Raw genomic sequence first — 19,439 nt, 5'->3', positions numbered from 1 at the left:
AGCCTTTGTTGGTCGCGGATAATACTGCAAATTGGCGCCCCCGGCTAAAAAGATTTCGGGATCTGTGGCTCATCCTGAATATGCAGTTGTTCATAACTTTTCATATTTACTCAAATCCCATTCATTGGCAGCGCAATCGTCATTCACATCCTTTCCCTATAGTGGCCCCATCAAGCAAACCCTGCTGCGTTGGAGCAATCACTATGTCTGAGTCCACATCAAGCAAAAAACAGGAACTTATGGCCCACGGCCTGATTATTTTCATGCTGTTTCCGGCCCTGACCATCACAGGTATCAGCCTCTATGGCCTGATCATCTGGATCATGCTGGCCCTCGGCGGCGTCGCCAGTCACTGATACAAGAGAGGATTGAATAGATGAAACGGTTAATAGCAATCTGGCGTACTCTCAATCGCCCGACCAAGTACCTGAGCCTGGGCGCCATCAGCCTGTCGGCCTTTATCATGGGCATTGTTTTTTGGGGCGGCTTCAACACGGCGCTGGAAGCCACCAACACTGAGGCCTTCTGTATCAGTTGCCACTCGATGGAGAGCAATCCCTATCAAGAGCTGCAGCAAACTGTGCATTGGTCGAATCACTCCGGCGTGCGGGCAACCTGCCCTGATTGCCACGTGCCCCACGACTGGAGCCGCAAGATAGCCCGTAAGATGGAAGCCTCTCACGATGTCTGGGGCTGGCTGTTCCAAACGGTCAACACTCCGGAAAAATTTGAAGCCAAGCGTCTGGAAATGGCCAGCCGTGAATGGAAACGCTTTGCCCGTGACAACTCCCAGGCCTGTAAAAACTGCCATGACTACAAGTCAATGAAATGGGACGAGATGTCAGCCCTGGCGCAAAAACAGATGAAACAAGCGGCCGAGAAAGATCAGTCCTGCATCGATTGCCACAAAGGCATAGCTCACAAGCTGCCTGATATGGGTACGGCCAGAGCCCCGGAACTGATTGCCGAAGTGGGTTCGGGTGAGACTTCCCTGCAACAGGGCGGCAAATATTTCAGCGCCTTGACCAAGCCTCTGTATCTGGATGACAAGAGCACGGAAGAAGCCGGTACTCTGAACGTGGCCACCGAAATCAAGGTGTTGGAGCTCAAGGGCAAGCGGGTCAAAATCGCCATCGATGGCTGGCGTAAAAAGATAGGTGCCGGCCGGGTGATCTACATGGACTTCGGTATCAATATCCTCTCGGCTCAACTGACCAAGGCCGCTGCCGAAACCGACGGGGTGATCAAGACCTTTGAAGAGAAAGAAGATCCCATGACTGGCCTCAAGTGGCAGCGTGTGGAAGCCGAGATCTGGACCGACAGCGATTATCTGCTGACCGAACTGGCACCACTCTGGGGCTATGCCCGCAGCACTTATGCCTCTAGCTGCAGTGTCTGTCACACCCAGCCCGATGAGCATCACTTTGATGCCAACACCTGGCCGGGCATGTTCCAGGGGATGTTGGCCTTCGTCAACATGGATCAGGACACCCAGGCACTGGTGCAGAAATACCTGCAACAACATTCTTCCACCTTCAGCAAAGAAGAGCACTAAGAGGTTGGCGTTATGAACAGAAGAGACTTTTTAAAAGGCCTGGCCTCCACTTCCGTTGTGGTTGCCGGAAGCAGTTCGGTACTCGCTCCCCTGTCGGCGCTGGCCAAGGGGATGGATGACGGTGACGCCTGGCTGACCACAGGCTCCCACTTCGGTGCATTTCGTATCAAGCGCCGCAACGGGGTTATTGCCGAAGTCAAACCACTGGAGTACGACAAGTATCCCACCGACATGATCCGCGGTATCCGTGGCCTGGTCTATAACCCATCACGGATCCGTTACCCCATGGTGCGGCTCGACTTCCTGCTCAAGGGACACAAGAGCAATACCCATGAACGCGGCGACTTCCGTTTCGTTCGTGTCACCTGGGACAAGGCCTTGACTCTGTTCAAGGAGTCGCTGGATATCATTCAAACCCAGTACGGCCCATCTGGCCTGCACGCCGGACAAACCGGTTGGCGAGCCACCGGACAGCTGCACTCAAGCACCAGCCATATGCAGCGCGCCATTGCCATGCACGGCAACTTCGTCAAGAAAGTGGGCGACTACTCCACCGGCGCCGGGCAAACGATTATGCCTTATGTGCTGGGCTCTACCGAAGTGTACGCTCAAGGCACCTCCTGGCCGCTGATCCTCGAGCACAGCGATACCATAGTGCTCTGGTCCAACGATCCATATAAAAACCTGCAGGTGGGCTGGAACGCCGAAACCCACGAGTCCTTCGCCTATCTGGCGCAGCTCAAGGAAAAGGTCAAAGCCGGTAAGATCCGGGTGATCAGCATAGATCCGGTCGAAACCAAGACCCAGGCCTATCTGGGTTGTGAGCAGCTGTATGTCAACCCACAAACAGACGTGGCCTTGATGTTGGGTATCGCCCATGAGATGTACACAGCCAAGCTGCACGATGCCAAATTTATCGAAGGCTATAGCCTGGGCTTTGAAGAGTTCCTGCCCTACCTCCTGGGTGACAAAGACGGCATCGCCAAGACTCCGGAATGGGCCGAAGCCATCTGTGGCGTCAAGGCTGAAGTCATCCGCGATCTGGCCCGTACCCTGACCAAGGGCCGTACCCAGATCATGATGGGCTGGTGTATTCAGCGTCAGCAACACGGTGAGCAGCCTTACTGGATGGCGGCGGTACTGGCCACCATGATAGGCCAGATAGGCCTGCCTGGCGGTGGTATCAGCTATGGTCACCACTACTCAGGTATCGGCGTACCCGCCACAGGTGCCGCCGCACCGGGCGCCTTCCCGCGCAACCTGGACGAAGGCCAAAAGCCACTGTTCGACAACAACGACTTCAAGGGCGCCAGCAGCACTATTCCGGTCGCCCGCTGGATAGATGCCATTTTGGAACCCGGCAAGACTATTGATGCCAACGGCAGCAAGGTTACCTATCCGGATATCCGCATGATGGTATTCTCGGGCAACAACCCCTGGAACCACCATCAGGACAGAAACCGTATGAAGCAGGCATTCCGCAAGCTGGAATGCGTGGTCTCCATAGATGTGAACTGGACCGCCACCTGCCGCTTCTCAGACATAGTCTTGCCCGCCTGTACCACCATGGAGCGCAACGATATCGATGTCTACGGTGCCTACGCCGGCCGCGGTATTCTGGCGATGCACAAGATGGTTGAGCCGCTGTTTGAAAGTCTGTCGGACTTTGAGATATTCACCCGCTTTGCCAAAATACTCGGCAAAGAGAAGGAATACACCCGCGGGCTAACCGAAATGGAATGGCTGGAAAAACTCTACAACGAGTGTAAGGCCGCCAACCAGGGCAAGTTTGCCATGCCGGACTTCAACGAGTTCTGGAAGCAGGGTTATGTGCACTTCGGTGAAGGGCAAAACTGGGTCAGACACGCCGACTTCCGTGAGGATCCTGAGATTAACCCCTTGGGTACTCCTTCCGGCCTGATTGAAATCTTCAGCCGTAAGATTGCCCAGTTCGGTTATGATGACTGCCCGGGCCACCCAGTTTGGATGGAAAAATCCGAGCGCAGCCATGGCGGTCCAGGCAGCGATAAGTACCCGGTTTGGCTGCAGTCCTGCCACCCGGACAAGCGCCTGCACTCACAGATGTGTGAGTCCAAGGAATATCGCGAAACCTATACGGTGCAGGGGCGTGAGCCAGTTTACATTAACCCTGAAGATGCCAGGGCCCGCGGTATCAAAGACGGCGATCTGGTGCGGGTGTTCAACGACCGTGGCCAGCTGCTAGCCGGTGCCGTCGTCTCCGGCCGTTTCCCCAAAGGGGTTATCCGGATCCATGAAGGTGCCTGGTATGGGCCGGTCGGCAAAGATGGCAGCGTCGAAGGCGGCGCCGAAATCGGTGCCCTGTGCAGCTATGGTGACCCCAATACCCTGACTCAGGATATAGGTACCTCCAAGCTGGCGCAGGCCTGCTCGGCCTACACTTGCCAGGTGGAGTTTGAAAAATTCACCGGTAAGGCGCCCAAGGTATCCTCCTTCGATGGGCCAATTGAGATAACAATCTAAGGGAAGGTGCGAACAAGTCCCACGAGGACTTATTCGCACCATCACTAATCGCAGATAACTGAGGTAAGCCAATGGAACAGTTAAATCAAGGCAGAGCCATGCTGTACAACTTCCTCTCGGGCCTGTTCGCCCGCGAGTTGAATGCCGAGCGCCTCAGCCAACTGACGGCGCCGGAAAGCAAGGCCTTCTGGCAACAGCTGGGCAGCGATCCCGCCCTCAAGCAAGCAGCCAAGCTGATGGAGCAAAAACTGCTGGCGATTGCCTGGATGCAGGACAGAGACAAGGCGCTGCTGGAGCTAGCGGCAGACTTTTGCGGGCTGTTTCTGGTGGGCAGTAAACAGAGCGCTTCGCCCTATGCCGGCCTCTATCTGCAAGCGGATGAGGATGTCACCCTGTTTGGTGAGCAGCATCAACAGATGCTGGCCTTTTTGCAGCGAAGCCAGCTGCAGCTGAGCGGTGACTTCCCCGAGCCCGCCGACCACCTGGCGGTGATTCTGGCATACCAGGCTCATCTGTGTCTGAACGCCTCGGCATCAACGCAACAGGAGTTTCTGCAAGAGTGCCTGCTCAGTTGGTTGGAACCATTTTGTCAGCGGGTGACCGAATGCGATCGCGGCGGTTTTTATGCCGCGCTCGCGCGCCTGACCCTGGCCTTTGTTCAAAGTGATGCCGAATGGCTGAAAGGCGCCGCAGCGCACTGAGCAAGGCGATTTAGACAAGAGCTAACAAGTACTTGCCTGAATCAAACGTAACACAGCCCCCCTAATCAAAGGGTTAAAGGGTTAAGGAGTCAAAGGGGCAAAGGGCGCCAACTCAAGTAACGAGTGGCGCCCTTTCTATATCTTCAGCAGCCGGTAAATGCAGCGCTTCCTGTCTTCAGCGCTTAAACCCCAGGTAAAAAAGCGTCTTAGTCTGATTGCTGCTCAAGCCAGTTATCGAGCGCCAGCAACGATGCCGCTACGCAATCTGTCAGCTCAGTGAGTTCCTCGTCGCGTAAAGGTTTGCCAGCCTTGATGGACTGTTCCAGTGCGGCGCAGCGCAAGTGCAGCGCTTCAAGCCCCATGTTACCGCTGCTGCCCTTGAGTGCGTGCAGCTTGGCGGCCATGATATCCCGTTGCCCATCTGCCGCCTGTAAAGCTTGCAGCTGCGCATCACTGCTGTCCACAAACTGTTGCCGCATCTCCAGCAAAGTGGCCTTGCCGAGCACCTGCAGGTCCTGCTCAAGTTGCTCCAGCGCCAGCCATTGGGCGTTGTCCGTATTGCGGGATCTAAGGCCCGGCGCTTGAGAGTCCTCTTCCTTAGGGCACTCATCGCTCTGATTCGAGCCGGAGACAACCCCGAGCCAGTTGGCCAGAGCCTGCAATCCCAAGGGCTTACCCAGGACTATATCAAAGCCCATGGCCTGGTAATCAGCCATATCCTGAGTCTGCAACTGGGCGGTAAAGGCGGCAATCGGCACCTTGGTGCCCAGCTGTTGCCTTAGCTCAGGCAACAGCTCACTGCCGGAGCCGTCACTCAGCTGTAAATCCAGCATCACGGCATCGAATGGGCCTGACGTGTTATCAAGCAACACCCTCCGTGCCTCTGCCAAACTGACACACAAGAGTGACTCATGCCCAAGATGCGCCAAAAAGCCCTGAGCCACCAAGGCATTAACCCTATTATCTTCCACCAGCAGCACCCGCTTGGCGATTTCACTCTGTGGCAGGCTACTCGATTGTTGCTCCCCCTGCTCACAGGGCTGAAGCGGCACACTGAAACTGAAACGGCTGCCCTGCCCCGGCGTACTGATGACTTCGATGGCGGGAGCATCCCCACTCTCACGGCCATTCATCAGTTGCACCAGGTCACGGCTGATACTCAGCCCAAGCCCGGTTCCCCTGGCACTGGCATGGGTCGCCTCTGTGGCATAGGGAGTAAACAGATGCGCCATGGCTTCGGGGCGGATGCCGATACCTGTGTCAGTCACGCTGAAGCACAGGCGCGCACCTTCAATACTGACCTCCAGAGTCACACTGCCCTTGGTGGTAAACCTGATCGCATTGCCCAGAAGGTTAAACAGTACCTGCCTGAGCTTGGGCCCATCTAGCCAGACCCATTCGGGCAATTCCGGCTTTAACAGCCTGAGCTCAAGCCCGGCAAGATTGGCCCCGGCCAACATGATGGCGGTCACTTCGTTGAGCAGTGCCGGCAACTCCACGGCCCTTGGCTCATTGATCAGCCTGCCCTGCTCCAGACGGGAGAAGTCGAGGATGTCATTGAGCACGGTTTGCAGTTGAGTGCCACTGTACTGGGACAGCGCCAACATCTGCCGCGCCTTGGCGGGTAACTCCGCCTGCCCCAGCAGACTCAGGGTGCCTAGCAAGCCGTTAAGCGGCGTGCGTATTTCGTGGCTCATGGTGGCCAAAAACAGCGACTTGGCCTGACTGGCCTCTTCCAGCTGGGCGTTGGTCTGGGCGAGCTCGCGGGTTCGCTCGGCCACCTTCCGCTCCAGCGCCAGCTTATGCTCGGTCAACTCGGCAGCGGTGCGTTGCAGATCCTGCTGCAACTTTTGATTATGGGCCGTTTTCTGTTTGAAGGCTTCCAGCGCCGAGGCCATGGCGGTAAGTTCATCATCACCGTAAGAGCGTATGCTAACATTGGTATCGCCAAGACTCAGGCGACTGAGAGCCTGGGTAGCATCGCTCAAACGCCGGGCGATACCCTTATAGATAACCTGCCAACTGACAAACAGGATCAGCAGTAACATCAAGGCGCCCGTTCCCCAGAGCCCGGCGCTGGCCCAATTGAGCTGCCCCAAAAAGTCACGTCTGGCCAAACTCAGCTGTTGCTGCTGGCCCTCGAGGGCGGCATCCACGGTTTGCTCCATCGACTTGAGGTTATCCGAAATCACCAGTTGCCTTTGCTCCAGTTGCTGCTGCAACTGCCATATCGCTTCGGCCAATTGTTGGCCGGCAGTCACCTGATCAAGACGAGCAAATTCGGCCTCGAGCGCCTCGGCTCTACCGGGGTCCCGAACCAAATCGGCCACGGGAATGCGCTTGAGCAATCCCGGGGACAGGGCATCATCGGTCAACGGCGCCTGATTGATGGCACCGACCAAGTCTTGCGGCGCATCGGCCGCTGCAAATATCTGCCCGAGCAAGGCTATCTTATGAGTCAGTTTCAGGGCGCGGTTGAGCTGCTCGGCGCTGCTGAGATCCAGCTCTATAATGTCATCCACTGCCGCCGCCCCCGGAATCTGGCTTAGCTTGGCAATAATGACTGAGTCCAGCACCGCCAGCTCGGAGCGCAGCAGATTGTCGGCCTGCTTGGAAGCCTGTACCAATAAAAGTCCTTTCTGTTTCAGCGCTTGGGTACGCTCAAGCCGCTCCCCCGTCTGCTCGCCGAGTAAGGTCAGCTCAGCGATAATGGTGGCCGCCGCCTGTTTCAGATTGGCTGAATCCGGCACCGCCAACTGCTCCAGGGTCGCAATCGCCGCCAACATGCGATTGCTTTCTAGCGACAGACGGCGCCCCAAATATTGGCGCTGTTTTTCATCGGCAGCCGTGCCCAGGCGCTGGGCATTCTCTGCCAGCGAGGTGGCCGATTGCGATAGCTGCCGCGCGGCTTCTGATGCGGGCAAGGCCTTCTCATAAAGAAAACTGTCGGCGCCCTTGACCCAGTAGAGGCTCAAGTTGCCCAGAGTCACCAGTAATAACAGCAGCAGCGCCAACAAACAAAACGCCAGCATCAGACGGCCGGTCAGGCTGCTAAGCCATGAAGATAAAGGTCTCACTTGTTATCCTTGTTGATACTGGTTCGCATAGGCATTGACTCACTCAAACATCCAGCAGGAATGCTATGGTAGAATACTTGCATCATATATCAGGATCTTCCCCATGAGCCAATTTGCCACCCAGTTCGAGGCTGTGTTGCCTGCAACTAAAAGACTGCTGCTGTGGTTATTGGCTCTGCTGATGTTTATCCCTGCCGCACTGGCCAATGAAACCTGGGAGCTGGAGCAACGCAGTCCTTTCAACGAAGCAATCCAGCAGGCCAGTCCTCTGACCCACACGCCACTCACCAAAGCCAATAAACCCTGGAAACTGTGCGCTTTGGTGCCGCATCTGAAAGATGCTTACTGGATAGGGATTGACTATGGCTTGGCAAAACAGAGCCAAGCCTTGGGGCTCGGGCTGGAACTCCATGAAGCCGGCGGCTATGGCAACAACCAGACCCAGTTGGCACAACTCAAATCCTGCCTCGATGGTGATGCCGATGCGATTTTGCTCGGCGCCGTCAGCCCACACCTGCTTGAGGGCCATACGCTTGAGCTGACCAAGCCTGTGTTGGCGCTGGTGAATCAGTTGGCTGACCACCGGGTACAAACCCATATAGGAGTCAACTGGTATCAGATGGGTTATCTGATCGGTGAGTATCTCGCATCTACCCCGCACAAACGCCTGGCTATGCTGGCGGGCCCCGAAGGCCGTGGCGGTACCGATCTGGTGGAAAAAGGTGTCAAACAAGCACTGCAAGACAGCCAGGTGGAGATTGTGGCCGTGATGCATGCCGACAACAACCGTAATCTCTACCGGGATCAGCTCAATCTGTTGCTCAATCAAAACATGCAGCCGCTGCCGCAAGCCTTGCTCGGCAGTGCCGTTGCTATTGAAGCCGCCATGGGCACTCTCAGGCAGAGAAGCCTGACCAACCAATTGGCGCTGGTGAGCAGCTATCTGTCGCCGGATATACTGCGAGGGCTCAAGCGCAACAAGGTCGCTTATGCCAATGATGACAGAGTTGTACTACAGGGGCGACTGGCGGTCGATCTCGCCGTCAGGCTGTTGCAGGGAGAAAAGGCGTTTGGTGATATAGGCCCGGCAATTTTGCAGTTGCGCCCGGATAACCTCAAAAACATGCAGTTGGATGACAGTTTGGCCCCGGCGGATTTCTATCCGGTATACAGAGTGGAAGCCAAGGGCTCAGAACTCAGTCGCTGACATCGGCGGCAAACAGATAACCTTCACCATGCACAGTGACAAACAGCTCTGGACTCAGCTTGCTGCGCAAGCGCCGAATAATCACATCTATGGTGCGGTCGTTGACATCCTGATCCCTGTGGCTGGTTTGCTGCATCAAGCGCTCTCTCGAGAGCACCTGCTGCGGATGCAGGGCAAAAGCCACCAGCAGCTCAAACTCGGCCTTGGTCAACTTGATAACTTGCCCATCCAGGCTCAAGCGACGACTGTTGAGCTGCAGGTGATAACCCTCAAAATAGAGATTGTCGTCCGAGCGCGACAATTGCTCAGCCGTTTGCTGCTGAGCCTTCTTCACCAGAGAGATGCGCCAGAGCAGGTTTTTGACCCTGACCCTGAGCTCGCGAAACTCAAACGGCTTGGTGACATAATCATCGGCGCCCATCTCCAGGCCCACTATCTTATCTATCGCCTCATCCCGGCCGGTTACCAGAATAATGCCCACATCTGAGCGGCTGCGCAGCTCACGGGTCAGCATCAGGCCATCATCCCCCGGCATATTGATATCCAGCATCACCAGATCCACATGCTGTTGTTGCAGTTGCTGCCACATCTGCTCACCGTCGGCGGCTTCCATCACCTGGTAACCATCTTTTTCAAAATAGCCTTTTAAACGAGTCCGAATGATAGCTTCATCGTCCACTATCAATATGCGGTATGCCATACTTGTATTCCAACCGGCTGGGATAGAGGCCATTATTCACAATTTTTCATATTTTGTCTGTAGCGGATAGATATTTGACCTGAGTTCGGTGCCAAGCGCTTTTTATGTGGCTACAATAAGGACGAATCAAAAATTAAAGGACTGAGTATGGATGAAAAGCGCAAGTTTTCACGGATCCTGTTTACCATAGATGCCCAGCTGAGCTGCGATAACAAGGTATGGAGCACCCATTTGCTGGATCTTTGTCTCAATGGCGCCATGGTGGAAGAACCTGCCGATTTCGCTCCAGAAGGTGTATTGGCGCTGAGTTTTTGCCTACCCCAGTCCGAAGTAGAACTGTGCATGGAGGCTGACGTCGTGCATCGCCGCAACGGCCTCTTGGGCCTCAAGTGCGCCCTTATCGATATTGAGAGTATCAGTCACTTAAGAAGGCTATTGGAGCTGAATCTTGGTGATGCCTCACTGCTGCACCGCGAATTGGAACAGTTTATCGCCGAACATGAACAGAGCCGCTGAAGCGGCTCCTGCTTCACAGGTCACAGGGCGGCAATAGCCCTGCTTGCCGGGCTATGACTCACATAGCAATCACATAGCGCTCACATAGCAATCACAAAGCCCCGAGTGCCTCGCTGAGTTTGCTCACCCCTATCACCTGCATCCCCTGAGGCGGCTTTTTCGGCATATTGGCCTTGGGCACTATCGCCCGGGTAAAGCCATGCTTGGCTGCTTCCACCAAACGCTCCTGACCATTGGGCACAGGACGTATCTCGCCGGAAAGGCCCACTTCACCGAACACCACCAGATCCCTGGGCAGAATATCACCACGGAAACTGGAAACCATGGCCAGCAACAGAGTCAAATCGGCGCTGGTTTCTGTCACCTTGACACCACCGACCACGTTAACAAATACATCCTGATCCGACATCTGTAAGCCGCCATGACGATGCATTACCGCCAGCAACATAGCCAAACGGTTGGCATCCATCCCCACGGCAACCCGCCGCGGATGCGACAGTGCCGAGCTGTCCACCAACACCTGCAGTTCCACCAGCAGCGGCCGGGTGCCCTCCCAAACCACCATCACCAAGGAGCCGGAGGCGGCTTCATCGGCGCGAGACAGAAATATCGCCGACGGATTGGCCACTTCCTTGAGCCCCCGCTCCGTCATGGCGAACACCCCCAGTTCATTGATGGCGCCAAAGCGGTTCTTGTGCGAGCGCAGGGTGCGGTAGCGGCTATCGCTGTCCCCTTCAAACATCACAGAGCAATCTATGCAGTGCTCCAACACCTTGGGGCCGGCCAGAGAGCCGTCTTTGGTAACATGGCCGACCATGATGATGGCGATACCGTTTTGCTTGGCAAAACGGGTCAGAAAGGCGGCCGACTCACGAACCTGGGCCACACTGCCGGGGGAGGACTGCACATCGCTGATATGCATCACCTGAATCGAGTCTATTACTATGACCTTGGGCTTCTCCCGCAGTGCCACAGTACAGATGGTCTCGACACTGGTTTCGGACAACATCTTCAAGCGCCCTGTGGGCAGGCCCAAACGATGGGCACGCATCGCCACTTGTTGCAAAGATTCCTCGCCGGTCACATAGAGAGCCGGCATGGTCTCGGCCAACTGACATAAAGTCTGCAGCAGCAAGGTACTCTTGCCTGCGCCCGGATGCCCGCCAATCAGGATGGCACTGCCGGCGACTATGCCGCCACCGAGCACTCGGTCAAATTCGATAAAGCTGCTGGGGATCCTTGGCACTTCGTTGAGATCTATCTGATCCAGCGTCTGGATCTCACTGGCACCGGCGCCGGCATAACCACTGAACTGACCGCCCCGGGATGGTGTAGCCGCCCCCAGCCTGACTTCGGTAATGGTATTCCATTCATGACAGGCACTGCACTGCCCCTGCCAACGGGGAAAGTCCTGGCCACATTCGTTGCACACGTATGCTGTTTTATTCTTCGCCATCTGGGTTCAAACTTGTGTAAAATCTGTAATAGTTAATTAAAATAATTGCACTTTCAAAGTGATACTTTCAGAGTAATAATCCCGAATTGGGTTCAAGCTTCCCAAAGCCGGGCCGACATAAGACTAACAGTCAGCACAAGAATAAGCACCCCTTAAAGAGCGAGTCCATGAGTCCAGATCACCACAGCGCCCTGATTGAACAACTCAAGCCCCTGATGATGGAGCCGGACTTCAGTGAGATCTTCTTGCAGCTCACCGCAGAAGAGTCCAACTCGACCCGCTTTCTGTTGAAAATGGAAATCCAGCGCCTGGCTTCCCCCTGCCTGAGGATTATTGACCTCAGAGACAAGTCGGAACTGCCCTGCCAGGAGTATCACTTTGCCGACCAACGCCACTTCCTCGATGTCCCGGCCAAAGAGGCCTTTGATGCCGCACTGGCGCTGTACCGCAACCAATACACTATGGGGGTATACGAACAGGTGATGGAGGCTCATCACCAGCGCCGCCAACGGCTGCAGCAAACGCCCCGCAATCAGGAAGGACAGGGGAATCCCTATCTGGTACCCGGGATTGTGCTGGGGCGCTACTTCAACCGCAGTGAAGAGCGGATGAACTACAGCATCAAGATATCGGTTTCCCAAGCCGGCAGAGAGGAGGTGCGCGGCAATACCGCAGATCTCTCCGTCGGTGGCGCCAGAGTGCGTCTGCCCGCCAGACATAACTTAGATCTTAACCGGCCGCTGCGGGTCAAGCTGCTGGATCTCAGCGATGAATACTATTACCGGGATCTGCAACTCGGGGTCGACTACCAGATAGTCGATGCCCAGACAGAGCAAGACACCTGCTGGATGCGGCTCAAACGCATCGGCGGCAGTAAGCAGCTCTCCGAGCTACTTGCCAACCTTATTCGCGGTTATAAGTTCCGTTACAAGGTGGATGTCAACGATGTACTGACAACAGCAACAGGACTGGGGTTCGAGCGCCATTACTTGGCCCATCTGCCGCACCTGCCGCTGTTTATCGAACAGGACAGCCAAGGCAATCCTGCTATTGGTGCTCTGCTGCTGAGTAGGGACAATCAGGCACTGTTGCACGATTTCCTCGATGAAGCCGATATCAACCAATTGCCGGGACTGCTGAGCAAGCAGAGACTGGTGGCCATGCTCGCCGAGCCGGGCAACGCCGACCACAGATTGCTGTTCAGCTTTACCTATAACGCCCGTGGTCAACTCTACTTCTACTCAGCCAGCCTCAGCGAACTGAAAAAAAGCCGCCTGCAACCTCTGTTTTTGGGTTTTGGTGCCACCAAGGGCAGTTGGAAGGTTATCCAGGTGAGTCTGGACGCCATAGACCACCAGGGTTCCTATAAGGCCTCCATGCTACCGGGCGATGACAGCAACTACTCGGCGCTGACAGAGCAACAGCTGCAAAAATACAGCCACATACTGCAACTGATGGATGTGACCGACGAACAGGCCGCCGAAGAGTATCGTCGCTGGCCGTTCAAGATGGATGCCAATGAGCTCAAGCGTTTCGGCCAAGCCAAAATTACCACCAACAGTATCCGATTGGTGTCCATGTATTTCAGCGAACGGCGCCAGGAAGCCAGGTTCTCCTTCAAGACCTTGGTCAACATCAGTCAGGGCAAACAGCAATACACAGGGATCACCCATGATATTTCCAGTCGTGGCCTGCAGCTGAATCTGGATGAAAACGCGACTCTCAATCCCAAGGAGCCGCTACTGCTGAGCTTTCCCAAGCTGCAGGCACTGGCGCCCAAGGCCAAACTTCAGGCGTTGCCCTATCGATTGGTGCGCAGTCGTAAAAACGGTGTCACCCTGCATCTGGCGGCGGTGATGGGTCACACGCCTCATCCGGGCGTGGAGTTTTTGCATCGGCTGATAGCGCAGAACCGCGAGAAATTGCAACAACTGACAGAGGATAACTCTGAGGTCAAAGAACTGGCTGAAGGAATGAAAAACCTCTTGATGCGCAAACTGCATTCAGTGCCTTTCCTTGTGGAAAAAACCGTCAAGTCTTTCCGTTTGTCGGCGCTGGGGGTAGGCGTAGAGCCGGATGCCGTCAGCGACTTGTTCGCCAACAGCAGCGCTGAGCAGTTACAGTTCAATCTCGAACCTTTACTGCATGACGGCCGGCTGAAGCGCGACTTTATCGGCCCGATACGGGCGATGAAGCCGCAGATGACCATGGACAGCTTCGAAGTCTTTGTGCAGTTGGTACGCCAATCCAGCGGCCAGTTGCGGCTGCGTTGCACTACCCGCCATGAACTGGCGGAGCGTCAGGCCCAAGTGGATTTTATCCGTCAGGCGCAGTCGCTCGGCAGCTTTATGGCCTTAAAGGTCTATCGCGGCGCCGCCGGTAAGCCGGATCTGGGCTATATCTGCCGCGAGCTGGAATATATAGGTGTCCATGCCAAGCACAAGGCCAAGAAGCTCGAAGAGATGCTGTGGCGGGTAGTGGGTGTCGGCGAGTTTTTGGAGATCACCAGCGAGGTCTTGCTGCGCTACCCGGAATTAAATCCAGAGGCTCAGTCACTGACGCTGGAAAGCTCAAAACCCTGATACCAGGCGAGCACCTTGTTGAAATGATCGTTTGGTGCATCCACATGGGTCAGCATATCCGCATGACCATAGTCGTGGCGATTGCCGTTTTCCCGTGACAGCAAGGTAAAGCGACTATTTTGCAAGCCGCATTCGGCCATCATATCCAGCACATCTTCTGGATTACCGAGTACAGTGTCATTCTGTCCGGCGATAAACCAACTCTTGGGCCAAGTGGCTTTGGCGGCAGCCCGGCCATAATCGAAACCATCGTCATGATCTATCCAATCACCGCGCACCCAATCTATGCTCTGCTGCAGCGAAGCCCGGCTCTCATTATCCATGCCCATGCGCCACTTGTCGGCTGCGAGATAGCCGTGACCGGCAGCAATGCCGGGAGCCAAGCGGTTCCAAACCAGATCCACCATCAACCACTTTTTCAATGACCTGACTCTTATGGTGCGCTTGCTACCAAAGGTTAGCAGTGATGCCACCGACGCTTGCAGTTCAGGAAACCGTGCCAAGGCGCTGGCCATCAGCACCCCGCCCCAGGAATGGGCGCACCAATGCAGCTTGTCCAGAGACTCGGCCTTAAGCAGATATTGTTGCACCAAGGGCAGTTGTTCACGGATGACCTCACCTTGTCCAAGCTCAAACCCGCGCGCCAGCTTAGGCGTGCTGAGGCCACGACCTGCACTATCCATTACATAAACGGTAAAGCCCGCCTGAGCCAGAAAAGGCGCCAGCCCTCGGCCTCTGCTGCTGTAAAACACCCGGCCATTGGACATGGCACCATGCAACATCAAAATCGGGATCTGATGCCGAAAGCCGGCTGCGGGAAAAATTTTGCGAAGATGCAGTTCACCATCACGATAAGGCAGAAAGATTGATTGCTGTACAGTTTCCATGGAGTGTGTCGTCACCGGGTTCTATAGCAAAAGCTAATGAATCCCGGTCATAAAAACAAGAGCAATCACTCTAGTTTTAACTGTTAACGCTTCAGCGCCCTTGCAGCAAGAAAGGTAATGCCTGCAGGCCCAGCTTATTGATCTTCGCCGCAGCGACAGAGGCCAGCTTAGGTTTGGCATGATAGGCAATACCAAAATCGGCTGCCTGCACCATGGGGATGTCGTTGGCGCCATCGCCTATAGCCAACCTTTGCCCGGCAGCTATCTGCCACTGCCCGGCGCATTTTGTCACCACATCGGCCTTGAAGGCGGCATCCACCACTTGGCCGCGAACCTCGCCGAGCAACTTGCCATCGCTTATTACCAGTTCATTGGCAAAGGCGGCATCCAACCCAAGCAACTGCTGCAGATGACCGACAAAAGGGGTAAAACCACCTGAGGCTACCACAGTGCGCCAGCCATGGGATTTGAGCTCGGCTATCATGCTCTCAAGCCCGGGACTCAGAGGTAAACGGGCACAGAGATCATCAATAATACTCTGGTCGGCGCCCTTGAGCTTGGCCACCCTCTGGCGCAAGCTCTGCTCGAAATCCAATTCGCCCTGCATCGCCCGTTCGGTCACTTGTGCCACCTCGGCGCCCACGCCGGCGGCAGCCGCCAATTCATCGATACACTCAATAGTAATGGCGGTCGAGTCCATATCCATCACCAACAGCCCCGGAGTCGAAAGCTGCGGCAAACTCGCTGTCGCGGCAATGGACAGGTAATCCAGCTCGCCAATTGACTCAAGACGATTGTGCATGGCTTGACAGATGCCCACCTCGAGCAGCAACTCGAGCCCATACAAGGATTGCTCGCGCTGCAAAATCGCCACCGCCCTCGGTGCCAACTCGGGAAGCAAATCGGCAACAGCAGCCGCAGCCTTTTCATTGAAGATCAGCCGTAATCGCTCACCTTGGGCATGTTGCCCTTCCTTGAATGCCGGCCAAGTATGCTGCTGCAGACTCAAGACATAGACACCATCCTGACGTTGACTGGCCAACAGGGGAAAAGGTAAGACTGACTCCATGGTCACTGCTCTCCGGCTATCGGGCATACCCATAATCCATTATGATTAGGGAAACACCGAATTTGATTAAGGGACAAAGTATTGTTGTTCAAGGGCCTTAAAAAAAGCCAGAAGATCAGCAGACTGCTGCAGATCGCCATAGCCGTCACTCTGCTGGTCGGCCTGGTCCAGCTGTGGCAGACAAGCCTACTACAAGGGCAGCGGCTTCTGAAGACCCAAACCCAAAAGATGGCCAGATTATTGGTGCAACAAACAGCCTATGGTGCCGCACCGGCGTTGCAACTGCAAAATGATGAGCAGTTGCAATGGCTGGCCAGCGCCCTGGTGGAAGATCCCAAGGTGATGGCGGCGACTATCTACAGTGAGGATGGTCAGCGGCTATCCTTTGCCCAGGATGTCAGCCCCGAGTTGCTGGAGCCGGATTCCCCGGAACTGGATGATCTGCTGGCACCCTACCCTCCTTATGTCGAGCCGGTGATCCAGCAAGGTAACAACCTGGGCTTTGTCGAAGTCAGGCTGGATCCCAAGCTGTTTTTCAATGAGATCCAGGAAGCCCATGAGCTGAATATGGAGCAGCAGCAACTGATGCTGATAGTAGCAGGCTTTATCGGCCTGTTATTATCACGGGCGCTGTCGTTCAAACGTGCCGACTTTGACCGCCGTCGCACCCGGGTCAAGCGCAGGCGCAAAAAGCTCAAGCAGCAAGACAAAGTAACCGCCAAGGAAACCTTGGATACTGAACCGATTGCTGCTGGAAGCCAAGATTCAGCCACGGATACCGGCGAATCCCAGACAGAGCTTGACGCTGAATCCAACACCAATATGTCACCCAAACAGGCAGAAAAGCCGGCCAACGCCTTGGCCGCAAAGGCGACCAGGTCAGAGCGCTCTGAAGTAAACACTGAACCTGAGACTGGCAATAACGCCGCGACCAACAAAGCAGCTGAACAAGCCAGCGATAGCCTGATCCCGGATCCTGTCGATGCGGACAATCCCCGCAGTAAAGGTCCAAGGACAGAAGTAGCCCCCAAACGGGAGTCACAAACTGCAGAAGCAAACAAAAATAACGAGTAGCCCAAGAGCCAGCTTCAGCTGCAGAGCCGCACTCCAGGAATAAGTGGAAAGGCTTAAAAACAATAAGGGCTCCCGAGGGAGCCCTTATGATGTCAGTTGGTTACCGGATTACAGAGTAATCGCAGCATCCAGCGTCATGACGATCATATCGTTGAAAGTGGTTTGACGCTCATCAGAGCTGGTCTTTTCACCGGTACGGATATGGTCGGAAACAGTTACCACACAAAGAGCGCGGGCACCGAATTCATGGGCAACACCGTAGAGACCGGCAGCTTCCATTTCCACGCCCAGTACCCCCATCTTTTCCATCACGTCGAACATTTCTGGATCCGGAGTGTAGAAGAGATCGGCAGAGAACACGTTACCTACACGAATTTTGGTACCGTGAGCCTTGGCTGAGTCAACCACGGCGCTCATCAGCTCATAGTTGGCGATAGCGGCAAAGTCCTGGCCCTTGAAACGCAGGCGGTTCACCTGAGAGTCGGTGCAGGCACCCATACCGATAATCACATCGCGCACTTTAACATCAGTGCTGATTGCACCACAGGTGCCCACACGGATCAGGTTCTTGACACCATAGTCCTTGATGAGCTCTGTGGCATAGATGGAGCAGGAAGGGATCCCCATGCCTGAACCCATCACAGAGATACGCTTACCTTTGTAAGTACCGGTAAAACCAAGCATGTTACGTACGTCGGTAACCTGCTCTACGTTTTCCAGGAAGGTTTCGGCAATGTACTTGGCCCGCAATGGATCGCCAGGGAAAAGTACGGTTTCAGCGAATGCGCCGTCAACTGCATTAATATGTGGTGTTGCCATCGAAATAACCCCGTTAGTTTTATAAAGACTCAAGTCTGTTTATTAAAGACGGCTCCGGCGAGGGAGCCAAATCTTGTCAGCGAATAAATGATTCGCCGTATTCCATTGGTTCCAGCTTGAAGTAGCTGGCAATGGATTGGCCGATATCGGCAAAACTCTTGCGACGCCCCAATGAGCCGGCACTCAAACCTGCGCCATAGGCCAAAACCGGCACATGTTCGCGGGTATGATCTGTGCCTTCCCAGGTAGGGTCGCAACCATGGTCTGCAGTCAGGATAAGCAAATCATCCTTATTCAGCAGTGCCAGGATTTCAGGCAATCTTGCATCGAAGTATTCCAATCCCCGGGCATAACCTGCCACATCACGGCGGTGGCCATAGTGGGAATCGAAATCCACGAAGTTGGTGAAGACTATGGTGTTGTCACCGGCAGCCTTGACCTGCTCCAGTGTAGCATCGAATAGAGCCTCCAGGCCCGAGGCCTTAACCTTGCTGGTGATACCGCAATGGGCATAAATATCGGAAATTTTACCGACACTGACCACTTGGCCGCCGGCGGCTTTCAGCTTATCCAGCACAGTTTTCGCCGGTGGCTCTACCGCGTAGTCACGGCGATTGCCGGTGCGGGCAAAATCGGCGGCGCCGCTGCCAACAAAAGGTCGCGCTATAACTCGGCCGATATTATATGGCTCAAGCTCTTCACGGGCGATTTCACACAAACGGTAGAGGTTTTCCAGGCCGAAGCTTTCTTCATGGCAGGCAATCTGGAACACGGAGTCGGCCGAGGTATAGAAGATAGGCAGGCCGGAACGCATATGTTCTTCACCCAATTCTTCCAGAATCGCAGTACCGGATGCGTGACAATTGCCGAGGAAACCGCCAAGGCCGGCGCGCGCCAGGATCTTATCGGTCAACTCTTTGGGGAAAGAGTTTTGTTTGTCGCTGAAATAGCCCCAATCAAACAGCACGGGAACACCGGCCATCTCCCAGTGACCACTGGGGGTATCCTTGCCTGAGCTCAGCTCTTCAGCATGGCCATAGGCGCCTATCAGCTCGACATCGGCGTCAAACCCGGGGGCAAACTGACCTGTGCTTTCCATGGCGGCATGTGCCAGCCCCAGACGGCTAAGGTTGGGTAACTTCAGCGGCCCTTCACGGCCATCATTGGCACGCCCTTCGGCACACTCTTTGGCGATATGACCAAAGGTATCTGAACCCAGGTCACCAAACTTGGCAGCATCACCGGCTGCGCCGACGCCGAAGGAATCCAGCATTAAAATAATGGTACGTTTCAT

General features: G+C 55.2%; 15 protein-coding genes. 8 read left to right on the top strand and 7 right to left on the bottom strand.

Translation table 11 applies throughout. From position 1 onward, the window contains the following. Nucleotides 1–203 precede the first annotated feature (203 nt). From ACMHXE_RS17045 to torD, 4 genes are all read left to right on the top strand, one after another. Nucleotides 204–356 (top strand): nitrate reductase, encoded by a 153-nt coding sequence (locus ACMHXE_RS17045; protein WP_025009952.1) that lies wholly within the window; start codon nt 204–206, stop codon nt 354–356. 20 nt (nt 357–376) lie between these two features. Beyond that, the gene (gene torC / locus ACMHXE_RS17040) at nt 377–1,555 is read left to right on the top strand and encodes a pentaheme c-type cytochrome TorC (RefSeq protein ID WP_101054012.1); all 1,179 of its coding nucleotides are present in this window, start codon (nt 377–379) and stop codon (nt 1,553–1,555) included. A 12-nt stretch (nt 1,556–1,567) separates the two neighbouring features. After that, the gene (gene torA, locus ACMHXE_RS17035) at nt 1,568–4,057 is read left to right on the top strand and encodes a trimethylamine-N-oxide reductase TorA (protein WP_101054010.1); all 2,490 of its coding nucleotides are present in this window, start codon (nt 1,568–1,570) and stop codon (nt 4,055–4,057) included. A gap of 71 nt (nt 4,058–4,128) precedes the next feature. Then, nucleotides 4,129–4,758: a molecular chaperone TorD gene (gene torD, locus ACMHXE_RS17030; RefSeq protein ID WP_101054006.1), complete on the top strand. Its 630-nt coding sequence runs from the start codon at nt 4,129–4,131 to the stop codon at nt 4,756–4,758. Nucleotides 4,759–4,964: 206 nt separating this feature from the next. Here the strand turns inward: torD and torS are convergent, their stop codons facing one another. Beyond that, entirely contained in the window at nt 4,965–7,835 is a 2,871-nt protein-coding gene (gene torS / locus ACMHXE_RS17025; protein WP_413732869.1) for a TMAO reductase system sensor histidine kinase/response regulator TorS, read from the bottom strand. 181 nt (nt 7,836–8,016) lie between these two features. On the opposite strand from torS, the gene torT reads away from it, so the two are divergent. Next, nucleotides 8,017–9,042: a TMAO reductase system periplasmic protein TorT gene (gene torT, locus ACMHXE_RS17020; protein ID WP_215774485.1), complete on the top strand. Its 1,026-nt coding sequence runs from the start codon at nt 8,017–8,019 to the stop codon at nt 9,040–9,042. On the opposite strand, the gene torR is transcribed toward torT, so the two are convergent. Next, entirely contained in the window at nt 9,032–9,742 is a 711-nt protein-coding gene (gene torR / locus ACMHXE_RS17015) for a two-component system response regulator TorR (protein ID WP_071238053.1), read from the bottom strand. The two genes, torT and torR, sit on opposite strands and share 11 nt — an antisense overlap. Nucleotides 9,743–9,889: 147 nt before the next feature. Between torR and ACMHXE_RS17010 the strand changes: the two genes are divergently transcribed. After that, nucleotides 9,890–10,258, top strand: a complete 369-nt coding sequence (locus ACMHXE_RS17010) for a PilZ domain-containing protein (protein WP_101053997.1) — start codon at nt 9,890–9,892, stop codon at nt 10,256–10,258. Between the two features lie 91 nt (nt 10,259–10,349). Here ACMHXE_RS17010 and radA read toward each other — a convergent pair whose 3' ends face one another. Further along, nucleotides 10,350–11,714 carry a DNA repair protein RadA gene (radA, locus tag ACMHXE_RS17005; protein WP_039033655.1) on the bottom strand — a complete coding sequence of 455 codons (1,365 nt, stop codon included), beginning with the start codon at nt 11,712–11,714 and terminating at the stop codon, nt 10,350–10,352. Nucleotides 11,715–11,881: 167 nt separating this feature from the next. Here radA and ACMHXE_RS17000 point away from each other — a divergent pair, with 167 nt between their 5' ends. After that, complete coding sequence (locus ACMHXE_RS17000) at nt 11,882–14,296, top strand: PilZ domain-containing protein (RefSeq protein ID WP_413732866.1); 2,415 nt, start codon at nt 11,882–11,884, stop codon at nt 14,294–14,296. On the opposite strand, the gene ACMHXE_RS16995 is transcribed toward ACMHXE_RS17000, so the two are convergent. Together ACMHXE_RS16995 and serB are read right to left on the bottom strand one after the other, a co-directional pair. Then, complete coding sequence (locus ACMHXE_RS16995; protein WP_101053988.1) at nt 14,263–15,183, bottom strand: alpha/beta fold hydrolase; 921 nt, start codon at nt 15,181–15,183, stop codon at nt 14,263–14,265. The genes ACMHXE_RS17000 and ACMHXE_RS16995 overlap by 34 nt on opposite strands. A 91-nt stretch (nt 15,184–15,274) precedes the next feature. Beyond that, entirely contained in the window at nt 15,275–16,252 is a 978-nt protein-coding gene (serB, locus tag ACMHXE_RS16990; protein WP_413732864.1) for a phosphoserine phosphatase SerB, read from the bottom strand. Nucleotides 16,253–16,333: 81 nt separating this feature from the next. On the opposite strand from serB, the gene ACMHXE_RS16985 reads away from it, so the two are divergent. Beyond that, nucleotides 16,334–17,326 (top strand): YtjB family periplasmic protein, encoded by a 993-nt coding sequence (locus tag ACMHXE_RS16985; protein ID WP_107111375.1) that lies wholly within the window; start codon nt 16,334–16,336, stop codon nt 17,324–17,326. A gap of 108 nt (nt 17,327–17,434) precedes the next feature. Here the strand turns inward: ACMHXE_RS16985 and deoD are convergent, their stop codons facing one another. After that, nucleotides 17,435–18,145, bottom strand: a complete 711-nt coding sequence (deoD, locus tag ACMHXE_RS16980; protein WP_039033651.1) for a purine-nucleoside phosphorylase — start codon at nt 18,143–18,145, stop codon at nt 17,435–17,437. A 76-nt stretch (nt 18,146–18,221) separates the two neighbouring features. Next, nucleotides 18,222–19,439 carry a phosphopentomutase gene (locus ACMHXE_RS16975; RefSeq protein ID WP_044733933.1) on the bottom strand — a complete coding sequence of 406 codons (1,218 nt, stop codon included), beginning with the start codon at nt 19,437–19,439 and terminating at the stop codon, nt 18,222–18,224.

The organism is Shewanella sp. BJSY2023SW007 (assembly GCF_047314525.1).
Taxonomy (GTDB): domain Bacteria; phylum Pseudomonadota; class Gammaproteobacteria; order Enterobacterales; family Shewanellaceae; genus Shewanella; species Shewanella chilikensis.
Note: the sequence above shows the minus strand (reverse complement) of the source record. Positions and strands in the feature narration are given on the sequence as shown.

What these genes read in the sequence shown, in the direction of transcription:
- ACMHXE_RS17045 (WP_025009952.1), top strand. Translation starts at nt 204, where the DNA reads ATGTCTGAGTCCACATCAAGCAAAAAACAGGAACTTATGGCCCACGGC.
- torC (WP_101054012.1), top strand. Translation starts at nt 377, where the DNA reads ATGAAACGGTTAATAGCAATCTGGCGTACTCTCAATCGCCCGACCAAG.
- torA (WP_101054010.1), top strand. Translation starts at nt 1,568, where the DNA reads ATGAACAGAAGAGACTTTTTAAAAGGCCTGGCCTCCACTTCCGTTGTG.
- torD (WP_101054006.1), top strand. Translation starts at nt 4,129, where the DNA reads ATGGAACAGTTAAATCAAGGCAGAGCCATGCTGTACAACTTCCTCTCG.
- torT (WP_215774485.1), top strand. Translation starts at nt 8,017, where the DNA reads ATGTTTATCCCTGCCGCACTGGCCAATGAAACCTGGGAGCTGGAGCAA.
- torR (WP_071238053.1), bottom strand. Translation starts at nt 9,742, where the DNA reads ATGGCATACCGCATATTGATAGTGGACGATGAAGCTATCATTCGGACT.
- ACMHXE_RS17010 (WP_101053997.1), top strand. Translation starts at nt 9,890, where the DNA reads ATGGATGAAAAGCGCAAGTTTTCACGGATCCTGTTTACCATAGATGCC.
- radA (WP_039033655.1), bottom strand. Translation starts at nt 11,714, where the DNA reads ATGGCGAAGAATAAAACAGCATACGTGTGCAACGAATGTGGCCAGGAC.
- ACMHXE_RS17000 (WP_413732866.1), top strand. Translation starts at nt 11,882, where the DNA reads ATGAGTCCAGATCACCACAGCGCCCTGATTGAACAACTCAAGCCCCTG.
- ACMHXE_RS16995 (WP_101053988.1), bottom strand. Translation starts at nt 15,183, where the DNA reads ATGGAAACTGTACAGCAATCAATCTTTCTGCCTTATCGTGATGGTGAA.
- serB (WP_413732864.1), bottom strand. Translation starts at nt 16,252, where the DNA reads ATGGAGTCAGTCTTACCTTTTCCCCTGTTGGCCAGTCAACGTCAGGAT.
- deoD (WP_039033651.1), bottom strand. Translation starts at nt 18,145, where the DNA reads ATGGCAACACCACATATTAATGCAGTTGACGGCGCATTCGCTGAAACC.
- ACMHXE_RS16975 (WP_044733933.1), bottom strand. Translation starts at nt 19,439, where the DNA reads ATGAAACGTACCATTATTTTAATGCTGGATTCCTTCGGCGTCGGCGCA.